Origin of the sequence: Sphingomonas elodea ATCC 31461, assembly GCF_000226955.1 — a bacterium.
GTDB classification, from domain to species: Bacteria; Pseudomonadota; Alphaproteobacteria; order Sphingomonadales; family Sphingomonadaceae; genus Sphingomonas; species Sphingomonas elodea.
The window spans coordinates 64,638-78,232 of sequence record NZ_AGFU01000015.1; the positions used below are offsets into that span (position 1 = coordinate 64,638).

General features: G+C 67.4%; 12 protein-coding genes. 2 read left to right on the forward strand and 10 right to left on the reverse strand.

From position 1 onward, the window contains the following. Positions 1 to 151: 151 nt before the first annotated feature. Both KK7_RS0105375 and KK7_RS0105380 read right to left on the reverse strand, forming a co-directional pair. A complete protein-coding gene (locus tag KK7_RS0105375; protein ID WP_202798666.1) occupies positions 152 to 1,798 on the reverse strand; it encodes a cation:proton antiporter in 1,647 nt (548 codons plus the stop codon). 30 nt (positions 1,799 to 1,828) lie between these two features. Continuing rightward, complete coding sequence (locus KK7_RS0105380; RefSeq protein WP_010543614.1) at positions 1,829 to 2,737, reverse strand: LysR family transcriptional regulator; 909 nt, start codon at positions 2,735 to 2,737, stop codon at positions 1,829 to 1,831. A gap of 121 nt (positions 2,738 to 2,858) precedes the next feature. On the opposite strand from KK7_RS0105380, the gene KK7_RS0105385 reads away from it, so the two are divergent. Together KK7_RS0105385 and KK7_RS0105390 are read left to right on the forward strand one after the other, a co-directional pair. Beyond that, complete coding sequence (locus KK7_RS0105385) at positions 2,859 to 3,692, forward strand: SDR family oxidoreductase (protein WP_010543615.1); 834 nt, start codon at positions 2,859 to 2,861, stop codon at positions 3,690 to 3,692. A gap of 97 nt (positions 3,693 to 3,789) precedes the next feature. After that, entirely contained in the window at positions 3,790 to 4,386 is a 597-nt protein-coding gene (locus KK7_RS0105390; protein ID WP_010543616.1) for an NAD(P)H-binding protein, read from the forward strand. A gap of 39 nt (positions 4,387 to 4,425) precedes the next feature. On the opposite strand, the gene KK7_RS0105395 is transcribed toward KK7_RS0105390, so the two are convergent. The 8 genes from KK7_RS0105395 to KK7_RS0105425 all read right to left on the reverse strand — a co-directional run bounded on the left by KK7_RS0105395 (position 4,426) and on the right by KK7_RS0105425 (position 13,505). Next, complete coding sequence (locus KK7_RS0105395; protein WP_010543617.1) at positions 4,426 to 5,247, reverse strand: SDR family oxidoreductase; 822 nt, start codon at positions 5,245 to 5,247, stop codon at positions 4,426 to 4,428. Next, the gene (locus tag KK7_RS23715) at positions 5,147 to 5,671 is read right to left on the reverse strand and encodes a flavodoxin (protein ID WP_420186396.1); all 525 of its coding nucleotides are present in this window, start codon (positions 5,669 to 5,671) and stop codon (positions 5,147 to 5,149) included. Before KK7_RS23715 ends, KK7_RS0105395 begins: the two co-directional genes overlap by 101 nt. Continuing rightward, the gene (locus KK7_RS0105400) at positions 5,647 to 6,504 is read right to left on the reverse strand and encodes an aldo/keto reductase (RefSeq protein ID WP_010543619.1); all 858 of its coding nucleotides are present in this window, start codon (positions 6,502 to 6,504) and stop codon (positions 5,647 to 5,649) included. Before KK7_RS0105400 ends, KK7_RS23715 begins: the two co-directional genes overlap by 25 nt. Positions 6,505 to 6,528: 24 nt before the next feature. Next, positions 6,529 to 7,512 carry an aldo/keto reductase gene (locus tag KK7_RS0105405; protein ID WP_010543620.1) on the reverse strand — a complete coding sequence of 328 codons (984 nt, stop codon included), beginning with the start codon at positions 7,510 to 7,512 and terminating at the stop codon, positions 6,529 to 6,531. Positions 7,513 to 8,299: 787 nt separating this feature from the next. Next, positions 8,300 to 8,893 carry an NADPH-dependent FMN reductase gene (locus tag KK7_RS0105410; RefSeq protein WP_010543621.1) on the reverse strand — a complete coding sequence of 198 codons (594 nt, stop codon included), beginning with the start codon at positions 8,891 to 8,893 and terminating at the stop codon, positions 8,300 to 8,302. Continuing rightward, positions 8,890 to 9,843 carry an aldo/keto reductase gene (locus KK7_RS0105415; protein WP_010543622.1) on the reverse strand — a complete coding sequence of 318 codons (954 nt, stop codon included), beginning with the start codon at positions 9,841 to 9,843 and terminating at the stop codon, positions 8,890 to 8,892. The genes KK7_RS0105410 and KK7_RS0105415 overlap by 4 nt, the downstream gene beginning before the upstream one ends. A 72-nt stretch (positions 9,844 to 9,915) precedes the next feature. Next, positions 9,916 to 11,700: an ABC transporter ATP-binding protein gene (locus KK7_RS0105420; RefSeq protein ID WP_010543623.1), complete on the reverse strand. Its 1,785-nt coding sequence runs from the start codon at positions 11,698 to 11,700 to the stop codon at positions 9,916 to 9,918. After that, positions 11,697 to 13,505 (reverse strand): ABC transporter ATP-binding protein, encoded by a 1,809-nt coding sequence (locus KK7_RS0105425; RefSeq protein WP_010543624.1) that lies wholly within the window; start codon positions 13,503 to 13,505, stop codon positions 11,697 to 11,699. Before KK7_RS0105425 ends, KK7_RS0105420 begins: the two co-directional genes overlap by 4 nt. Between the last annotated feature and the right edge of the window lie 90 nt (positions 13,506 to 13,595).

The following is a 13,595-nucleotide window of genomic DNA, read 5'->3' on the forward strand; positions in this document are numbered from 1 at the left end:
CGACGAAAAGGCCGGCGCGGCACCTCCCCGCGCCGGCCTTTTTGCTGTCAGCGATCGATGCCATAGCAGTCGATCCACCAGGACGACTATCTGCTAGATGGTGCATGCCTCTATATTCAGGTTTGATGAAAGGACCTGTTATCTCGCACGATCATTCGTAGCGGTGCGACTGCGCGGTCAATTCGGACCAGTCCAGTTCCTGCTCGACGAAACGGAAGGCATCGTCCCCGATCTCGCCTCGATCCCGCAACTGATCCAACGCCTGACGCGACGCTGGCAGAACGGCAAGGCGGAGCCGGGATTCGTCGGAAAACATGTCCTCGCCGCGCTCCGAGGTCGCGACGCCTTCCGCCAGGTGCCGGCGTAGCCGTTCCGCTGCCTCACCCTCCCGGCCGTCCAGCGCGCGCAAGGCGGCCCGAGCGATCGCCTCGCGGGCGAGCCGGATTTCATCCTCCACCACGGTGTCTGGGGGAAAGCGCAGTGCCTTCAGCAGCGGCTTGAGGGTCAATCCCTGCAGGACGAGTGTACCCAGCACGACCACGAACGCGACAAGCTGAACGAATTCGCGTTGCGGGAAATCTTGTGGAAGCGCCAGCGCCGCAGCGATCGTGACGATGCCGCGCATGCCCGACCAGCCGACCACCAGGCCGCTCTTCAGGGTGCCCGACCAGGTGCCCAGCATCTCGTCGGGTTGGGAACCGGAAATGAGCCGAACCACTCCATACAGTAGCACCCAGACCAGCCGGACGACGATCACGATGGCCAGGATCGCCAGCGCGTAGAGCGGATAGTCCCGCGCCTGCGCGGCGGTGAGGCTGGCGGCGATCGGCCGCAGCTGCAGGCCGACCATCGTGAAGGCCAGCACGTTGAGGATCCGCGTCGCCGTGTCCCAGGCGGCGAACGACTTGATCCGCACCTCGGTGAAGGAAGCGCCGGAGGAACGGCGCCCGGCCGTCACCCCGAAGACGACGACCGTTATCACGCCGGATAGCTCCAGCCGCTCGGCAAGGAGCCATACACCGAAGGTGCCGACGAACTGGATGATCGTGGCGATGGCCGGATCGCGCACCAACGCGGTAAGACGGGTCACCAGCGTCGCCAATATCCAGCCCGCCGCCGCACTCCCTACCGAAACGAGCAGCAGCGCTGGCGCAACATTGCCGATGCTGAACGTACCCACCGCCACGCTGGTCAAGGCGAGCTTGTAGATCAGCAGCGCGGAGGCGTCGTTGAACAGGCTCTCGCCCTCCAGCACCACGCGGAGCCGATGCGGCGGCGAAACCGCCCGCATCACCGCGAGCGCCGCCACGGCATCGGGCGGCGCGAGCAGCGCCCCCAAGGCAATCGCCGCCGCCCACGACATGTCCGGCACCAGCAGCCGGGCAACGACCGCAACCGTCATCGTCGTCAGCCCCACCGCGACCAGCACCAGAGAGAGCACAGGCCGCCAGTTCGTCTTCAGGTCGCGCCACGAAGCGTCATGCGCGGCATCGAGCAGCACCGGCGCCACGAAGAGCGCGAGGATCAGTTCTGGGGGCACCTGCAGATGCGGCATGCCCGGCGCGAAGGCCAGCGCGGCACCGGCCAAGGCGAGCAGCGTCGGATAGGGCACGCCAATCCGCTCTGCGACTAGCGAGAGGACCGCCGCGCCCAGCAGCATGACGAGCAGGATTTCAAAGAGGAACAGGTGCGACCTCCTGTCGAATTCGAATGCAGTTGGCGGTGATGGCGTTCGGGTCGGCAAGGCATGCAGCCGAAAAGATCGCCTCTGCCCTTTTATGGCAAATGCGGGTTGCATCACCAGTCGGCAAACCAATCCGCATGGCGACTAACTGGCCGCGCCCGTCCGCCGGTAGCGCAAGGCGTTCACCAGGATCGAGAAGGCCGGCGGCAGCTGCCGTCGATCGGGATAGTAGAGATGGTAGCCCGAAAAGGGTGGGGTCCAGTCCTCGAGCACGCGCTCAAGCTTGCCCTCCGTAATCAGCTGTTCGGCCTGGACGTCCAGCACGCAGGCAAGCCCCATCCCTTCAGCCGCCGCGCACAGGACCATCGGCACATCGTTGACGATGAGCCGGCCGTCTACACGAACGTTGAGGTCGCGACCGTCCTTGGCAAACTCCCAGGCATAGAGACCGCCCCTGGTCGGCATGCGGATGTTGATGCAGGCATGCGCGGTAAGATCCTGCGGCACCTGCGGACGGCCATGCGCGGCGAAATAGGCGGGCGAGCCGACCACCGCCATCCGCAGATCCGGCCCGATCGGAACGGCGATCATGTCCTTGGCGATCTGTTCGCCCAGCCTTATTCCTGCATCGAACCGATCGGCGATGATGTCGGTGAGATGGCTGTCGATCGAGACTTCCACCGCGATGTCCGGATACTGCCGAAGCATCCGACTGACCGCCGGCCACAGGATCGTCTCTGCGGCATGACGGCTCGACGTGATCCGCACGGTGCCAGCCGGCCGCTCGCGCAGCGCGCTGAGCGCCGAAAGCCGCGCGTCGATCTCGTCAAAGGCCGGGCGCAGGGTGGCAACCAGTTGCTCGCCTGCTTCGGTGGGCGCGACGTTGCGGGTGTTGCGGGTAAGCAGCTTCACACCCATGCCGGCTTCCAGCCGTCGAACGATCTGGCTGATCGCGGACTGCGAGGTGTTCAGCTTGGCCGCCGCGCGCGTGAAGCTGCGTGCCTCGGCAACCGCCAGGAACACGGCCAGATCACCCAACTCTTCCCGCCGCATTGATAAGCTCCAGCGATAGACCCATGCGGAACTTAGCGGCTAATCGTCTAAATGCCCATGCCGTATCCTGCGCGCAACATTCCGCGGCGCCTCCCGCGCCGCAAGGCCATGGAGACCAGACATGACGAAGGACGTGATCGTTGTAATCGGCGCCGGGGGCATCGGCCAGGCGATTGCCCGCCGCCAGGGCTTCGGCCGGAAGGTGGTGCTCGCCGACTGGAACGCGGAAACGCTGGCCAAGGCAGCCGACACGATGCGAGATGCCAGCTACGATGTGGTGACGCAGCAGGTGGACGTGACCTCGCACGCTTCGGTGCAGGCGCTGGCCAAGGCCGCTGCCGCACTCGGCCCGGTGATGCAGGTGGTCAACACCGCCGGCCTTTCCCCGAACATGGCGCCGGTGGAAAAGATCCTCGAGGTCGACCTCTATGGCTCGGCCGTCGTGTTCGAGGAATTCGGCGCGGTGATCGCGCCGGGCGGCGCCGGACTGATCATCTCCAGCATGGCCGGCCACATGATGCGCCAGCTGCCGGAAGAGGACGAGAAGCAGCTCGCCCACACCCCCGTCGACCAGCTGCTCTCGCTGCCGTGCCTGCAGTCGGATCGCATCCCCAACACGCTGGTCGCCTATATGGTCGCCAAGCGCGCCAATTTCCTGCGCGTCCAGGCCGAGGCCATTCGCTGGGGGGAGCGCGGCGCCCGCGTCAACGCGATCAGCCCGGACATCATCGTGACGCCGCTGGCCGCGCACGAGCTGAATTCCGAGATCGGCGACATCTACCGCGGCATGGTCGAGGCATCGCCCTCCAAGCGGATGGCACCGCCGGAGGAAATCGCGATCGCCGCGAGCTTCCTGCTCGGCCCGGATGCCGGCTTCATCACCGGCAGCGACCTGCTGATCGATGGTGGCGTGATCGCCGCGATGCGCGCCGGCAAGCTGCCGACGCCGGCCTGATCTCCCCCGGGGCCGGGGCGGACGAGGTTCCGTCCCGGCTTCTCCGCCTCCCAGGGCGCGGCGCCCCTGCCGCGCCCTTTGCCGTGAGTATCCCCGCATGACCAACCTTCTCGTCATCGGCGCTTATGGCCAGATCGCCCGCGTCGCCACCGGGCTGCTGCTCGATCGGACCGATGCGCGCCTCACCCTGTATCTGCGCCGCGCCAGCCGCCTCGACCGGCTTGCCGCCCATTCGCGGATCGACATCGTCGAGGGCGACGCAACCGATGCCGCAGCCCTGGAACAGGCCATGGCCGGGCAGGACATCGTCTATGCCAATCTTGCCGGCGACATGGCGCGCCAGGCCAAGGCGATCATCGCCGCCATGCAGAAGACGGGCGTGCGCCGGCTGATCTTCATCAGCTCGATGGGCATCTATGGCGAGGTGCCCGGCCAGCGCTATCGCAATGTCCTCGACCCCTATCGCGACAGCGCCGCGGCCGTCGAACAGTCCGGCCTCGACTATACCGTGATCCGCGCCGCCTGGCTCAACGACGACGACGTGATCGCCTATGGCACCACGCGCAAGGGCGAGCCCTTCGCCAACCCCGACGCGACGGTGTCGCGCAAGAGCATCGGCGACCTGATCGTGCGGCTCGTCACCGAACCCGGTTTCGGGATCGGCGAGAGCTTCGGCGTTCACGGCACCCGCTGAGCGCGGTGGGACGGGCCGCGGACATCGCGGCCCGCAGGCTCATTCGGGCTTGAGGTCGCCGTAGAACCAGGACGCGGTGACGCCGCCATCCATCAGGAAGTCGCTGCCGGTGATAAACGCGCCGTCCGGCCCCATCAGCAGCGCACCCACGGCGCCCACTTCGTCCGGCGTACCCGCACGTCCCACCGGGGAGCCCTGGATCATGCGATTGTAATAGTCCGCACGCGGACCGGTGAGTTCGTGGCGGGCGAGCGGGGTGATGACGATACCCGGGCTGATCGCATTGACCCGCGCGCCGCGCTTGCCCCAGCGGGGCGCCTCGCCCTTCACCCGCAGCACATTGGCGCGCTTCGAGAGCTGATAGGCGTGCAGCGTGTCCGTGACGTCCTGCAGCAACGGCAGCGCGAGCAGCTCCTCGGTCGGCGTGGTCGCGAGTGCCGCGTCTTCCTCGGCGGTCAGCGCGCCCAGGCGGTGGCCGGACTGGGAGGCGATCACCACGCCCGATCCGCCCGGGGCGATCACGTCGCCAAAGGTCTCCAGCAACACGGCCGTCCCGTAGAGATCGACCTTGAGGATGACCTCCGCGCTCGCCATCGACGGCGACACGCCCGCGGCATGGATCAGGCCCGTGACCGCACCCAGTCCGGTCGCTCGCTCGACCAGCGCCTCGATCGACGCCCGCGAGGCGATATCGACCACGGCAGCACTGGCGTCGAAACCCGCGTCCAGAAGGCGTTCTGCCGCTGTGTTGGCGGTTTCCTCATGTACATCGGCCAGCAGCACATGCTTGCCCGCGCCCACCCGGCGGGCGATCGCGAGCCCCAGCGGACCCGTGCCGACAACGGTGATGACGTCCTTCATTGCTCCACATCCTTCTGCTGTGCCGCGAGGCGAAATTGGCGACGCGTTCCGCAAGCGGCGGCGCGTAGCAGCTGTCCCGCTCGCGCTGCGCCTGGGTGACGTGGCGCGCATAATCCTCGGGGTAAGGCTGGGCGGGCCGGATCTCGAAAAGGTCCGCCCCCAGGGCACGCTGCAGCGTGCCGGCGATGACCCGCATGTTCCCCGACCGCGTCAGATAGGCGACGAGCGTCTTCGATCCGGGCATGGCGGCAGCCCCTTCCTCCTTGGCACAGGCGGCGGTAGCGGGGAACGCAAGCAGCGCCGGCACCGCCAGTATCGGGCGCCGCGACACCAGGTCCGCGACGTGCAGCGCATCTTCCGGCGAGGGACCGGCGGGCGCGGCAGCCCGCCGGCGCGGGCTCAGATCTTCCGGGTGCCGAGCCATTTCACCATCGCCGGGTCGCGGTGGTCGAAGAAGCTGCTCTGCGCCTGGTCGAGCCCTTCGATCGCCTTCAGGTCGTCGGCGTCGAGGTCGAAGTCGAAGATCGCGACGTTCTCCGCCATCCGCTCCTTGCGCACCGACTTGGGGATGGCGACGATGCCGCGATCGGTCAGCCAGCGCAGCACCACCTGGGCGATGCTCCTGCCGTGCCTGTCGGCAATCGACTGCAAGACCGGGTTGGTGAACAGGCCGTTCTTGCCCTCCGCGAACGGGCCCCAGGCCTCGGCCTGCACGCCATAGTCAGCGAGGACCTTCGCCGCGTCCGCCTGCTGGTGGAACGGGTGGATCTCGATCTGGTTGACCGCCGGCTTGACCTCGTTGTGCAGCACGAAGTCGACCAGGCGATCCGGATAGAAGTTGCTGACACCGATCGCGCGAACGCGGCCGGCCTTGTGCAGTTCCTCCATCGCGCGCCACGCCCCATAGACGTCGCCATAGGGCTGGTGGATCAGCCACAGATCGAGATAGTCGAGCCCGAGCTTGTTGATCGAGCGTTCGAACGCCGCCTTGGCGCCTTCGTAGCTGGCGTCCTGAATCCACAGCTTGGTGGTGACGAACAGCGCCTCGCGATCGATGCCGTGGGTGCGGATGGCGGCGCCGACCGCTTCCTCATTGCCATAGGAGGCCGCGGTATCGAGCAGCCGGTAGCCGATATCGATCGCATCGCGCACGCTGCGCTCGCATTCCGCCGGGTCCGGCACCTGGAACACGCCGAAGCCGAGGATCGGCATCTCGACGCCGTTGTTGAGCGTCACCTTGGGTACGGTGCTGGTCATGGTCCTGCCTTTCCCGGGATCGGTTCAGCGGTTGATCATGCGCTGCTGCGACGCGGCATAGCGCTCGCCGACGATTTCGATGGCGTTCAGCCCGTCGTGAAGGCGCGCCAGATCGTCCTCGGTCAATGCGAGCGTGGCGCCCCCCAGATTTTCCTCCAGCCGATGGAGCTTGGTGGTGCCGGGGATCGGCACGATCCAGGGGCGCTGGGCAAGCAGCCATGCCAGCGCCACCTGCGCCGGGGTCGCCCCCTTCTCCTCCGCGATGCTGCCGACCAGCGTCACCAGCGCCTGATTGGCGGCGAGCGCATCGGCCTGGAAGCGGGGCGAGGTATTGCGGAAATCGCCGGGTGCGAACACCGTGTCGGCCGTCATCTTGCCGGTCAGGAAGCCGCGGCCGAGCGGTGCGAACGGCACGAAGCCGATGCCCAGTTCCTCCAGCAGCGGCAGGATTTCCTGTTCCGGCTCGCGCCAGAACATCGAATATTCGCTCTGCAGCGCGGTGACCGGCTGTACGGCATGGGCGCGGCGGATCGTCTCGGCGCCGGCCTCGGACAGGCCGAAACGCAGCACCTTGCCCTCGGCGATCAGCTCCGCGACCGCACCCGCCACCTCCTCGATCGGCACGTTCGGGTCGACGCGGTGCTGGTAGAAGAGGTCGATGCGATCGGTGCGCAGGCGCTTGAGCGACGCCTCGGCCACCGCGCGGATATTTTCGGGGCGGCTGTCCATGCCCTTGCTCGGATCGGCCCCGGCGAAGCCGAACTTGGTGGCGATCACCACCTGGTCCCGCACCGGCGCCAGCGCCTCGCCCACCACCTCCTCGTTGACGAAAGGGCCATAGACTTCGGCGGTGTCGAAGAAGGTAACCCCGCGCGCCTGCGCCGCACGGATCAGCGCGACCGCGTCCTGCCGGTCGATCGCCGGCCCATAACCGAAGCTCAGACCCATGCAGCCGAGCCCGAGGGCCGATACTTCGAGGCCGCTGCGGCCCAGCTTGCGCGTGATCATGGTCTATCTCCCTCCACAAGGCGAACGCCGCCCACGACGTCGAGGCAGGACGATAGTCGTCCGGTTCAGAGGAGATTAGGTGCGAAAATGCGCATGGATTTATCGTTCGGATTCATCAATGCCGTTGAAACCGTCCGGACTTCCCGCTCCAGCCGGCGTCGGGCCGGCTCGCGGTCGCATCGACTCACTTCAGCGTATCCACTCGTCGAGACGGTTCACGGGACAGGTGACATCCTCCCCGGCACCCGTCGCCCTAGCTTGCGCGAATGCCTGCTAGATCCCGGGACGCTTCCACGTCTTGTTACATGTCTGGCCGAAGCTGGCGTGCAAGAGTCGGCTTATGTCATTCGGCATACGCCATCGAAGCCGCACTTGTGTGCGCAACCGAAAGCAGCGAGCTGCGGCCGCCAGTACCGGGCGGAAGGTGGCGGAACTGCGCGTGTCGCTCGACGACGATGCGGGGCGACCGGAAGCGGCGGGGATCCTGTCGCGCCTTATCGAAAGCGTCACGATCTACCCGGACGAGCCTGGTGGCCCGCAGGCGGGGTGGTTGCGAAGGTGGCGGATCTGGTGGCGTATGCCACAAACGACAACGCCGCTCGAGAGGGCGGCGTGCGGGCGGCGTGTAGCGTTGGTTGCGGGGGCAGGATTTGGCCGCTGCAGAACGCGCTTTCCTCTCCGGAGCGCGATGATGCCAACACGAGCTACTTGAGACGAACAGAGTCGCGCGCGGAGCCCTACCATCGCTCGGCGCGAATTTGGCAGATCGAGGGTTCCGCAGCATCAGCTACAGCATGCCGCCCACCTCTTCCCTGTCTCCCAGCGGCAGCGCAGGCCGGAAGCTGGCGACTTGCTCGCCGATCAACGCCAGTTGCTGCGCGACGGAGGCATCGGAACAGCGCCCCTCCGCGAAGCGTACCTGGGCCGTGTTGACTGCAGCGCCGAGCGGCGTGGGCCAGCCGCGTAGCGCATGGACGATCGACCGTAGCGCCGCCAGCGTGGTGCCGGTCGCCTGCCATCCCCAGGCCGTGGCGATCAGGCCGACCGGAAGCCCGTGCAGATACGGCCGCTCGTCGCGGGCCAGTGCCTCGAGATAGTCCAAGGCGTTCTTGACCAGCCCCGAGACCGAACCGTGATAGCCGGGGCTGGCGATGATCAGCCCGGATGCCGACCGCACGGCTGCGATCAGTTCGAGCGCGACGGGATGGTCGCGCGCGCCCGGCGTCAGATACAGCGGCAGCCCGGCCAGCGCATCGCCGTCGAAAAGGACGGTGCGCACGCCGAGCCGTTCCGCCGCTGCCAGCGCCGTGCGAAGCGCCGCCGCGGTCGAGGAGGCAGCGCCGGGCGTGCCGCCGATGCCGACGACCAGCGGCGGGCTCATCGAACCGTCGCCGCCGACTGGGCGGGATAGCGCTCGCCCACGGTCGAGCCGACCGGGAATGCTGCGTCCAGTTCCTCGATCGTCTGCGGATCGAGCACCAGGTCGTTCGCCGCCCAGTTGGCATCGAGATGGGCGATGTGCCGCGTGCCGGGAATCGGCACCGTGCCCTTGGCCAGCACCCAGGCAAGGCTGACCTGCGCAATGCTGGCACCGAGCCGATCGGCGATGCGGGCCAGGGACGCACGGCGCTGCTCGTTGGCCGCCAGCGCCTCGGCGTGGAAGCGGGGGTGGTGGTGGCGACGGTCGTCGGGATCGTCGATCACGCTGCCCGCGAGGAAGCCGCGGCCGAGCGGGCTATAGGCGACGAAGCCGATGCCCAATGCGCGCACCGTCGGCAGGATCTCCGCCTCGATCTCGCGCGTCCACAGCGACAGTTCGGACTGGAGCGCGGCGATGGGGTGGACGGCATGGGCGCGGCGGATCGTCTCCGCCGAGGCTTCGGACAGGCCGATCGCGCCGATCTTCCCCGCCTCCTTCTGGCGCACCAACTCGCCGATCGTGTCTTCGATCGCCACGGTCGGGTCGATGCGGTGGACATAATAGAGATCGATATGATCGACCTTCAGGCGCTTGAGGCTGCCGTCGAGTTCGTCGCGGAGATACGCGATCTCGTTGTTGACGCGCCGATCGCCCTGCGTGTCCTGCGGCACGATGCCGAACTTGCTGGCCAGCACGATCTCGTGCCGGCGACCGGCAATGGCTTGGCCGACCAGTTCTTCATTGTGCCCTCGCCCATAAACGTTGGCGGTATCGATCAGGGTGATGCCGAGGTCGATCGCGTGACGGATGGTGCGGATCGACTCCGCGTCTTCGGCACGGCCATAGGTGTGGGACAGGCCCATGCAGCCAAAGCCCTGGCGGCTGACCTCAAGCGTTCCGAGTGTAGGCATGCTGGTGCTCCTTTGGGATTGAACGAGTTGATCGCTGAGCGTCGGTGTGCCGGTTCGCAATGACGCGCACGTTCATACCGCAAGCTCGTCGAAGGACGCGCCCGCACGGCGATGGAGATCCGCGTAGAGGCCGCCTTGCTCGAGCAGTTCGGCCGGCGCGCCCTGTTCGGCAATGCGCCCATCCTTCAGGACGACGATTCGGTCGCAGTCGCGCACGGTGGTCAGGCGGTGGGCGATGACGATGCTGGTCCGCCCCTTCAGCAGCACCCGCATCGCCGCCTGGATCTTGGCCTCCGCCAGGCTGTCGATGCTGGCGGTCGCCTCGTCCAGGATCAGGATCGCGGGATCGGCGACCAGCGCGCGGGCGAAGCTGATCAGCTGGCGTTCGCCGAGCGACAGATTGCGACCACTGCGATCCAGCAGCGTGGCATAGCCCTGCGGCAGCGCCCGGATGAAGGCATCCGCACCCACCGCGCGCGCTGCCTCGATCACCGCCGCGTCGCTGGCCTCGGTACGCGCATAGCGGATGTTCTCGGCGACGGTGCTGGTGAACAGATAGGGCTCCTGCAGTACCGTCGCGATGATCCGCCCCAGCGCGGCGTCGGTAAGATCGCGCACATCGTGGCCGCCGATCTGGACGGCGCCGTCGTCGACCTCGTAGAGCCGCCGCACCAGCGCGGCGATGCTGCTCTTACCCGATCCGGTCGGGCCGACCAGCGCCACCGACTCATGGGGGGCGATGGCGAGGTCGACCCCGTGGAGCACCGGCCGATCCGGCCGATAGCCGAACGACACGTTCTCGAAGACAATCGAGGGTTCGATTCCACCCGGATCAATCGCATCCGGCCGGTCGGATAGCGTCACCGGTGCATCCAGCACCTCAAAGATGCGCTGTGCGGCGGTCGTCGCGCGCTGGAGCATCGTATATTGCTGGGCGACGGTGCGGATCGGATCGAAGAAGCGCTGCACGTAGAAGATGAAGGCGACGAGGACGCCCAGGTCGATGATCCCGCGACCGAGCAGCCATGCCCCGCCCGCCACCGTCCCCATCATTGCCAGCCCGGTCAGCGTGTCGACGATCGGAGTCATCGTCTGGGCGGCAAGCGACGCCTCGGTCTGGGCGATGCGGTTGGTCTCGGCCAGCTGCGCGAAGCGGCGCAGATTCTCCGCCTCGCGCCGCGTGCCGATGACGACCCGAACCCCGGCGATGTTCTCGGCCAGCGCGCCGTTGACGATCGAGGACCATTCGCGCGCGCGCGCGAAGGTTCGCCTGGCGCGCGGCAGCCATAGCGCGCGGACGATCGCGAGGCCCGGCAACAGGGTGAGGCACACAAGCGCGAGCTGCCAGTCGAGCAACAGCAGCACGATGGCGATGCCGACCAGCAGCACGAAATCGCCGACGGCGATGATCGAGGTTTCCAGAAATTCCTGCAGCGCGTTCACGTCGCCCTGGAGGCGCGACATCACCCGCCCGACATGGGTGCGATCGATGAAGCTCATCGGCAGCTGCTGGAGATGCGCGAACATCGCGCGGCGCAAATCGAAGATCAGCCGCTGCGCGAACCGTGCGGCGAGGATATCGCTGGCAAGGTTGGCCGCTGCATTGGCGATAATGGCGATGACGAACACGGTCAGCACCGCCGGCATCGACAGCGCCCCCGCCTTGCCGGTCAGCGCATCGGTCGCCGAGCGCAGCAGCGAGGGGAACGCCAGCTGGGTCGCGGTCGACGCCAGAATGGCGACGACCGCGGCGAGCAGCAATCGACGATGCAGGCGGGCGAACGGCCGCAGACGCGGCAGGATCGGCCCCTGATAGAGCGCAAACGCCGCTTCGCGCGGATCCTGGACGGCGCTCATTCCGCTGCCTCCGCGACCGGGCCGACGATGCCGCGCTGGTGGCGATCGAGCGCGGCATAGCGGCCGCCGCGCTCGACGAGCTGGCGATGCGTGCCGCGTTCGACAATCCGCCCGCGATCAAGGACCAGGATCTCGTCGGCATGCGCGAGCGACGTGAGGCGATGGGAAATCAGGATCGTGGAGCGCCCCGGATCCCGCGCCACCAAGGCGTCGCGAAAGGCCGCCTCGGTGGCGCTGTCGAGCGCCGAGGTCGCATCGTCAAGGATCAGGATCCGTGGATCGGCGATCAGGCCGCGCGCGATCGTCATGCGCTGACGCTGCCCGCCGGAGAGCGCCGAACCGCGTTCGCCGACCCGAGTGTCGTAGCCCTCGGGCAGCCTGGCGACATGGTCGTCCAGCTGCGCCACTGCTGCAGCATCGCGTACCGCCGCCTGGCCGATATCTGGGCGCGCATAATCGATGTTCCGGCGCGCGGCGTCGTCGAACAGGAACAGATCCTGCTGCACGACATGCACCGTCCCGCGCACTGCCGAGAGGCTGGCGTCGCGGAGATCGATCCCCCCGAGCGTCACCCGCCCCGCATCGGGATCGTAGAGCCGGGCGGCGAGCGCCGCGATCGTGCTCTTGCCCGACCCGGATGCGCCGACGATCCCCAAGGTGCGGCCCGGCGACAGCGTGAAGGAAATGTCGTCCAGCACCCAGGGCCCGTCCGCGGCATGGCGAAACCGGACGCGGTCGAAGACCAGTGCCCAGTCCTGCGCCGGCAATTGCTGCGTTGCCTCTGTGTCGTCGACGACAGGCGAGCGATCCAGGATATCGAACACCCGCTGCCCGGACGAGACGGCGCGTGCGGCCGAGTTCATCACCATGCTCATCTGCCGCACCGGCAGCTGCAGCACGGTCATGAAGGCGAGGCACAACGTCAGTTCGCCCAGCGTCAGCATGCCCGCTTCGATTCGCCAAGCGCCGACGCCCAGCACCGCGAGCATCGCGGCGTAGAAGCTGGCGTTGATCGACGCCATCGCACGGGCACGGACGCGGATGCGATCATCGGACAGCGCGAGCGCGCGCCCGGACGCCGCATCGAACCGCGACAGTTCATGCGCGGTCGCCGAAAAGGCGCGGACGACGCGCGACCCGTGCAGATTTTCCTCCATCACGCGGGTTAGCACCGCCATTTCGCGCTGCAGCCGCGTCCATGCGATTCGCAGCTGCAATCCCATGCGTCCGGCCCGCCAGGCGATCAGCGGCACGCAGGCAAGCGTCGCCACCGCCATCACCGGATCGGCAGCGACGAGCACCACCGCGCCCGCGGTGGTGAGCAAGGTGATCTGCAGCAACCGCTGCACCCCCATTTCGATGAAGCCGCGTACCCCTTCGATATCGAGCATGCCGCGCGTGATCAGATCACCAGGATCGATCGCGTCGTGGAACCCGTGGCCGAGCCTCTGCAGCGCATCGAAATAGGCGAGCCGCAGGTCCCGCGCGACCAGCTGCCCTACCCGCTCGCCAGAGAAGCTGGCCAGCATCTGGAACAGGCCGCGGGCCGCCACTGCCGCGGCAAGCAGCATCGCAAGCCGGACCAGCGAGGCTGGGCCCTGGCCCGGTCTGGAGAGCTGATCGACGGCTTCTCCCAGCAAATGGGGAAGCGCGAGCCCGGCGCTTGCAGCCAGCAGGTTGCCCACCAGCATGAGTGCCAGCGACGCCCGGTAGGGCAACGACAGGCGACCCACCCGAAGGAGGGTCGAGAACGCCGCTCGCGCGTCGCCGCCAAACCCCGCCGTCGCAAGCAACCCGTCCGCCATCGTTTCGTTACCCCCGTTGTCGCGCGGCCTTAATTCCTATAAACCTAGTATGATAGATGGCGATGCAGAAAACGGCGGTAGCGACCACCG

Coding starts and splice junctions, on each gene's coding strand:
- KK7_RS0105385 (WP_010543615.1), top strand. CDS start 2,859: ATGACGAAGGACGTGATCGTTGTAATCGGCGCCGGGGGCATCGGCCAG.
- KK7_RS23715 (WP_420186396.1), bottom strand. CDS start 5,671: ATGGCTCGGCACCCGGAAGATCTGAGCCCGCGCCGGCGGGCTGCCGCG.
- KK7_RS0105375 (WP_202798666.1), bottom strand. CDS start 1,798: ATGCAACCCGCATTTGCCATAAAAGGGCAGAGGCGATCTTTTCGGCTG.
- KK7_RS0105420 (WP_010543623.1), bottom strand. CDS start 11,700: ATGAGCGCCGTCCAGGATCCGCGCGAAGCGGCGTTTGCGCTCTATCAG.
- KK7_RS0105415 (WP_010543622.1), bottom strand. CDS start 9,843: ATGCCTACACTCGGAACGCTTGAGGTCAGCCGCCAGGGCTTTGGCTGC.
- KK7_RS0105380 (WP_010543614.1), bottom strand. CDS start 2,737: ATGCGGCGGGAAGAGTTGGGTGATCTGGCCGTGTTCCTGGCGGTTGCC.
- KK7_RS0105395 (WP_010543617.1), bottom strand. CDS start 5,247: ATGAAGGACGTCATCACCGTTGTCGGCACGGGTCCGCTGGGGCTCGCG.
- KK7_RS0105425 (WP_010543624.1), bottom strand. CDS start 13,505: ATGGCGGACGGGTTGCTTGCGACGGCGGGGTTTGGCGGCGACGCGCGA.
- KK7_RS0105390 (WP_010543616.1), top strand. CDS start 3,790: ATGACCAACCTTCTCGTCATCGGCGCTTATGGCCAGATCGCCCGCGTC.
- KK7_RS0105410 (WP_010543621.1), bottom strand. CDS start 8,893: ATGAGCCCGCCGCTGGTCGTCGGCATCGGCGGCACGCCCGGCGCTGCC.
- KK7_RS0105400 (WP_010543619.1), bottom strand. CDS start 6,504: ATGACCAGCACCGTACCCAAGGTGACGCTCAACAACGGCGTCGAGATG.
- KK7_RS0105405 (WP_010543620.1), bottom strand. CDS start 7,512: ATGATCACGCGCAAGCTGGGCCGCAGCGGCCTCGAAGTATCGGCCCTC.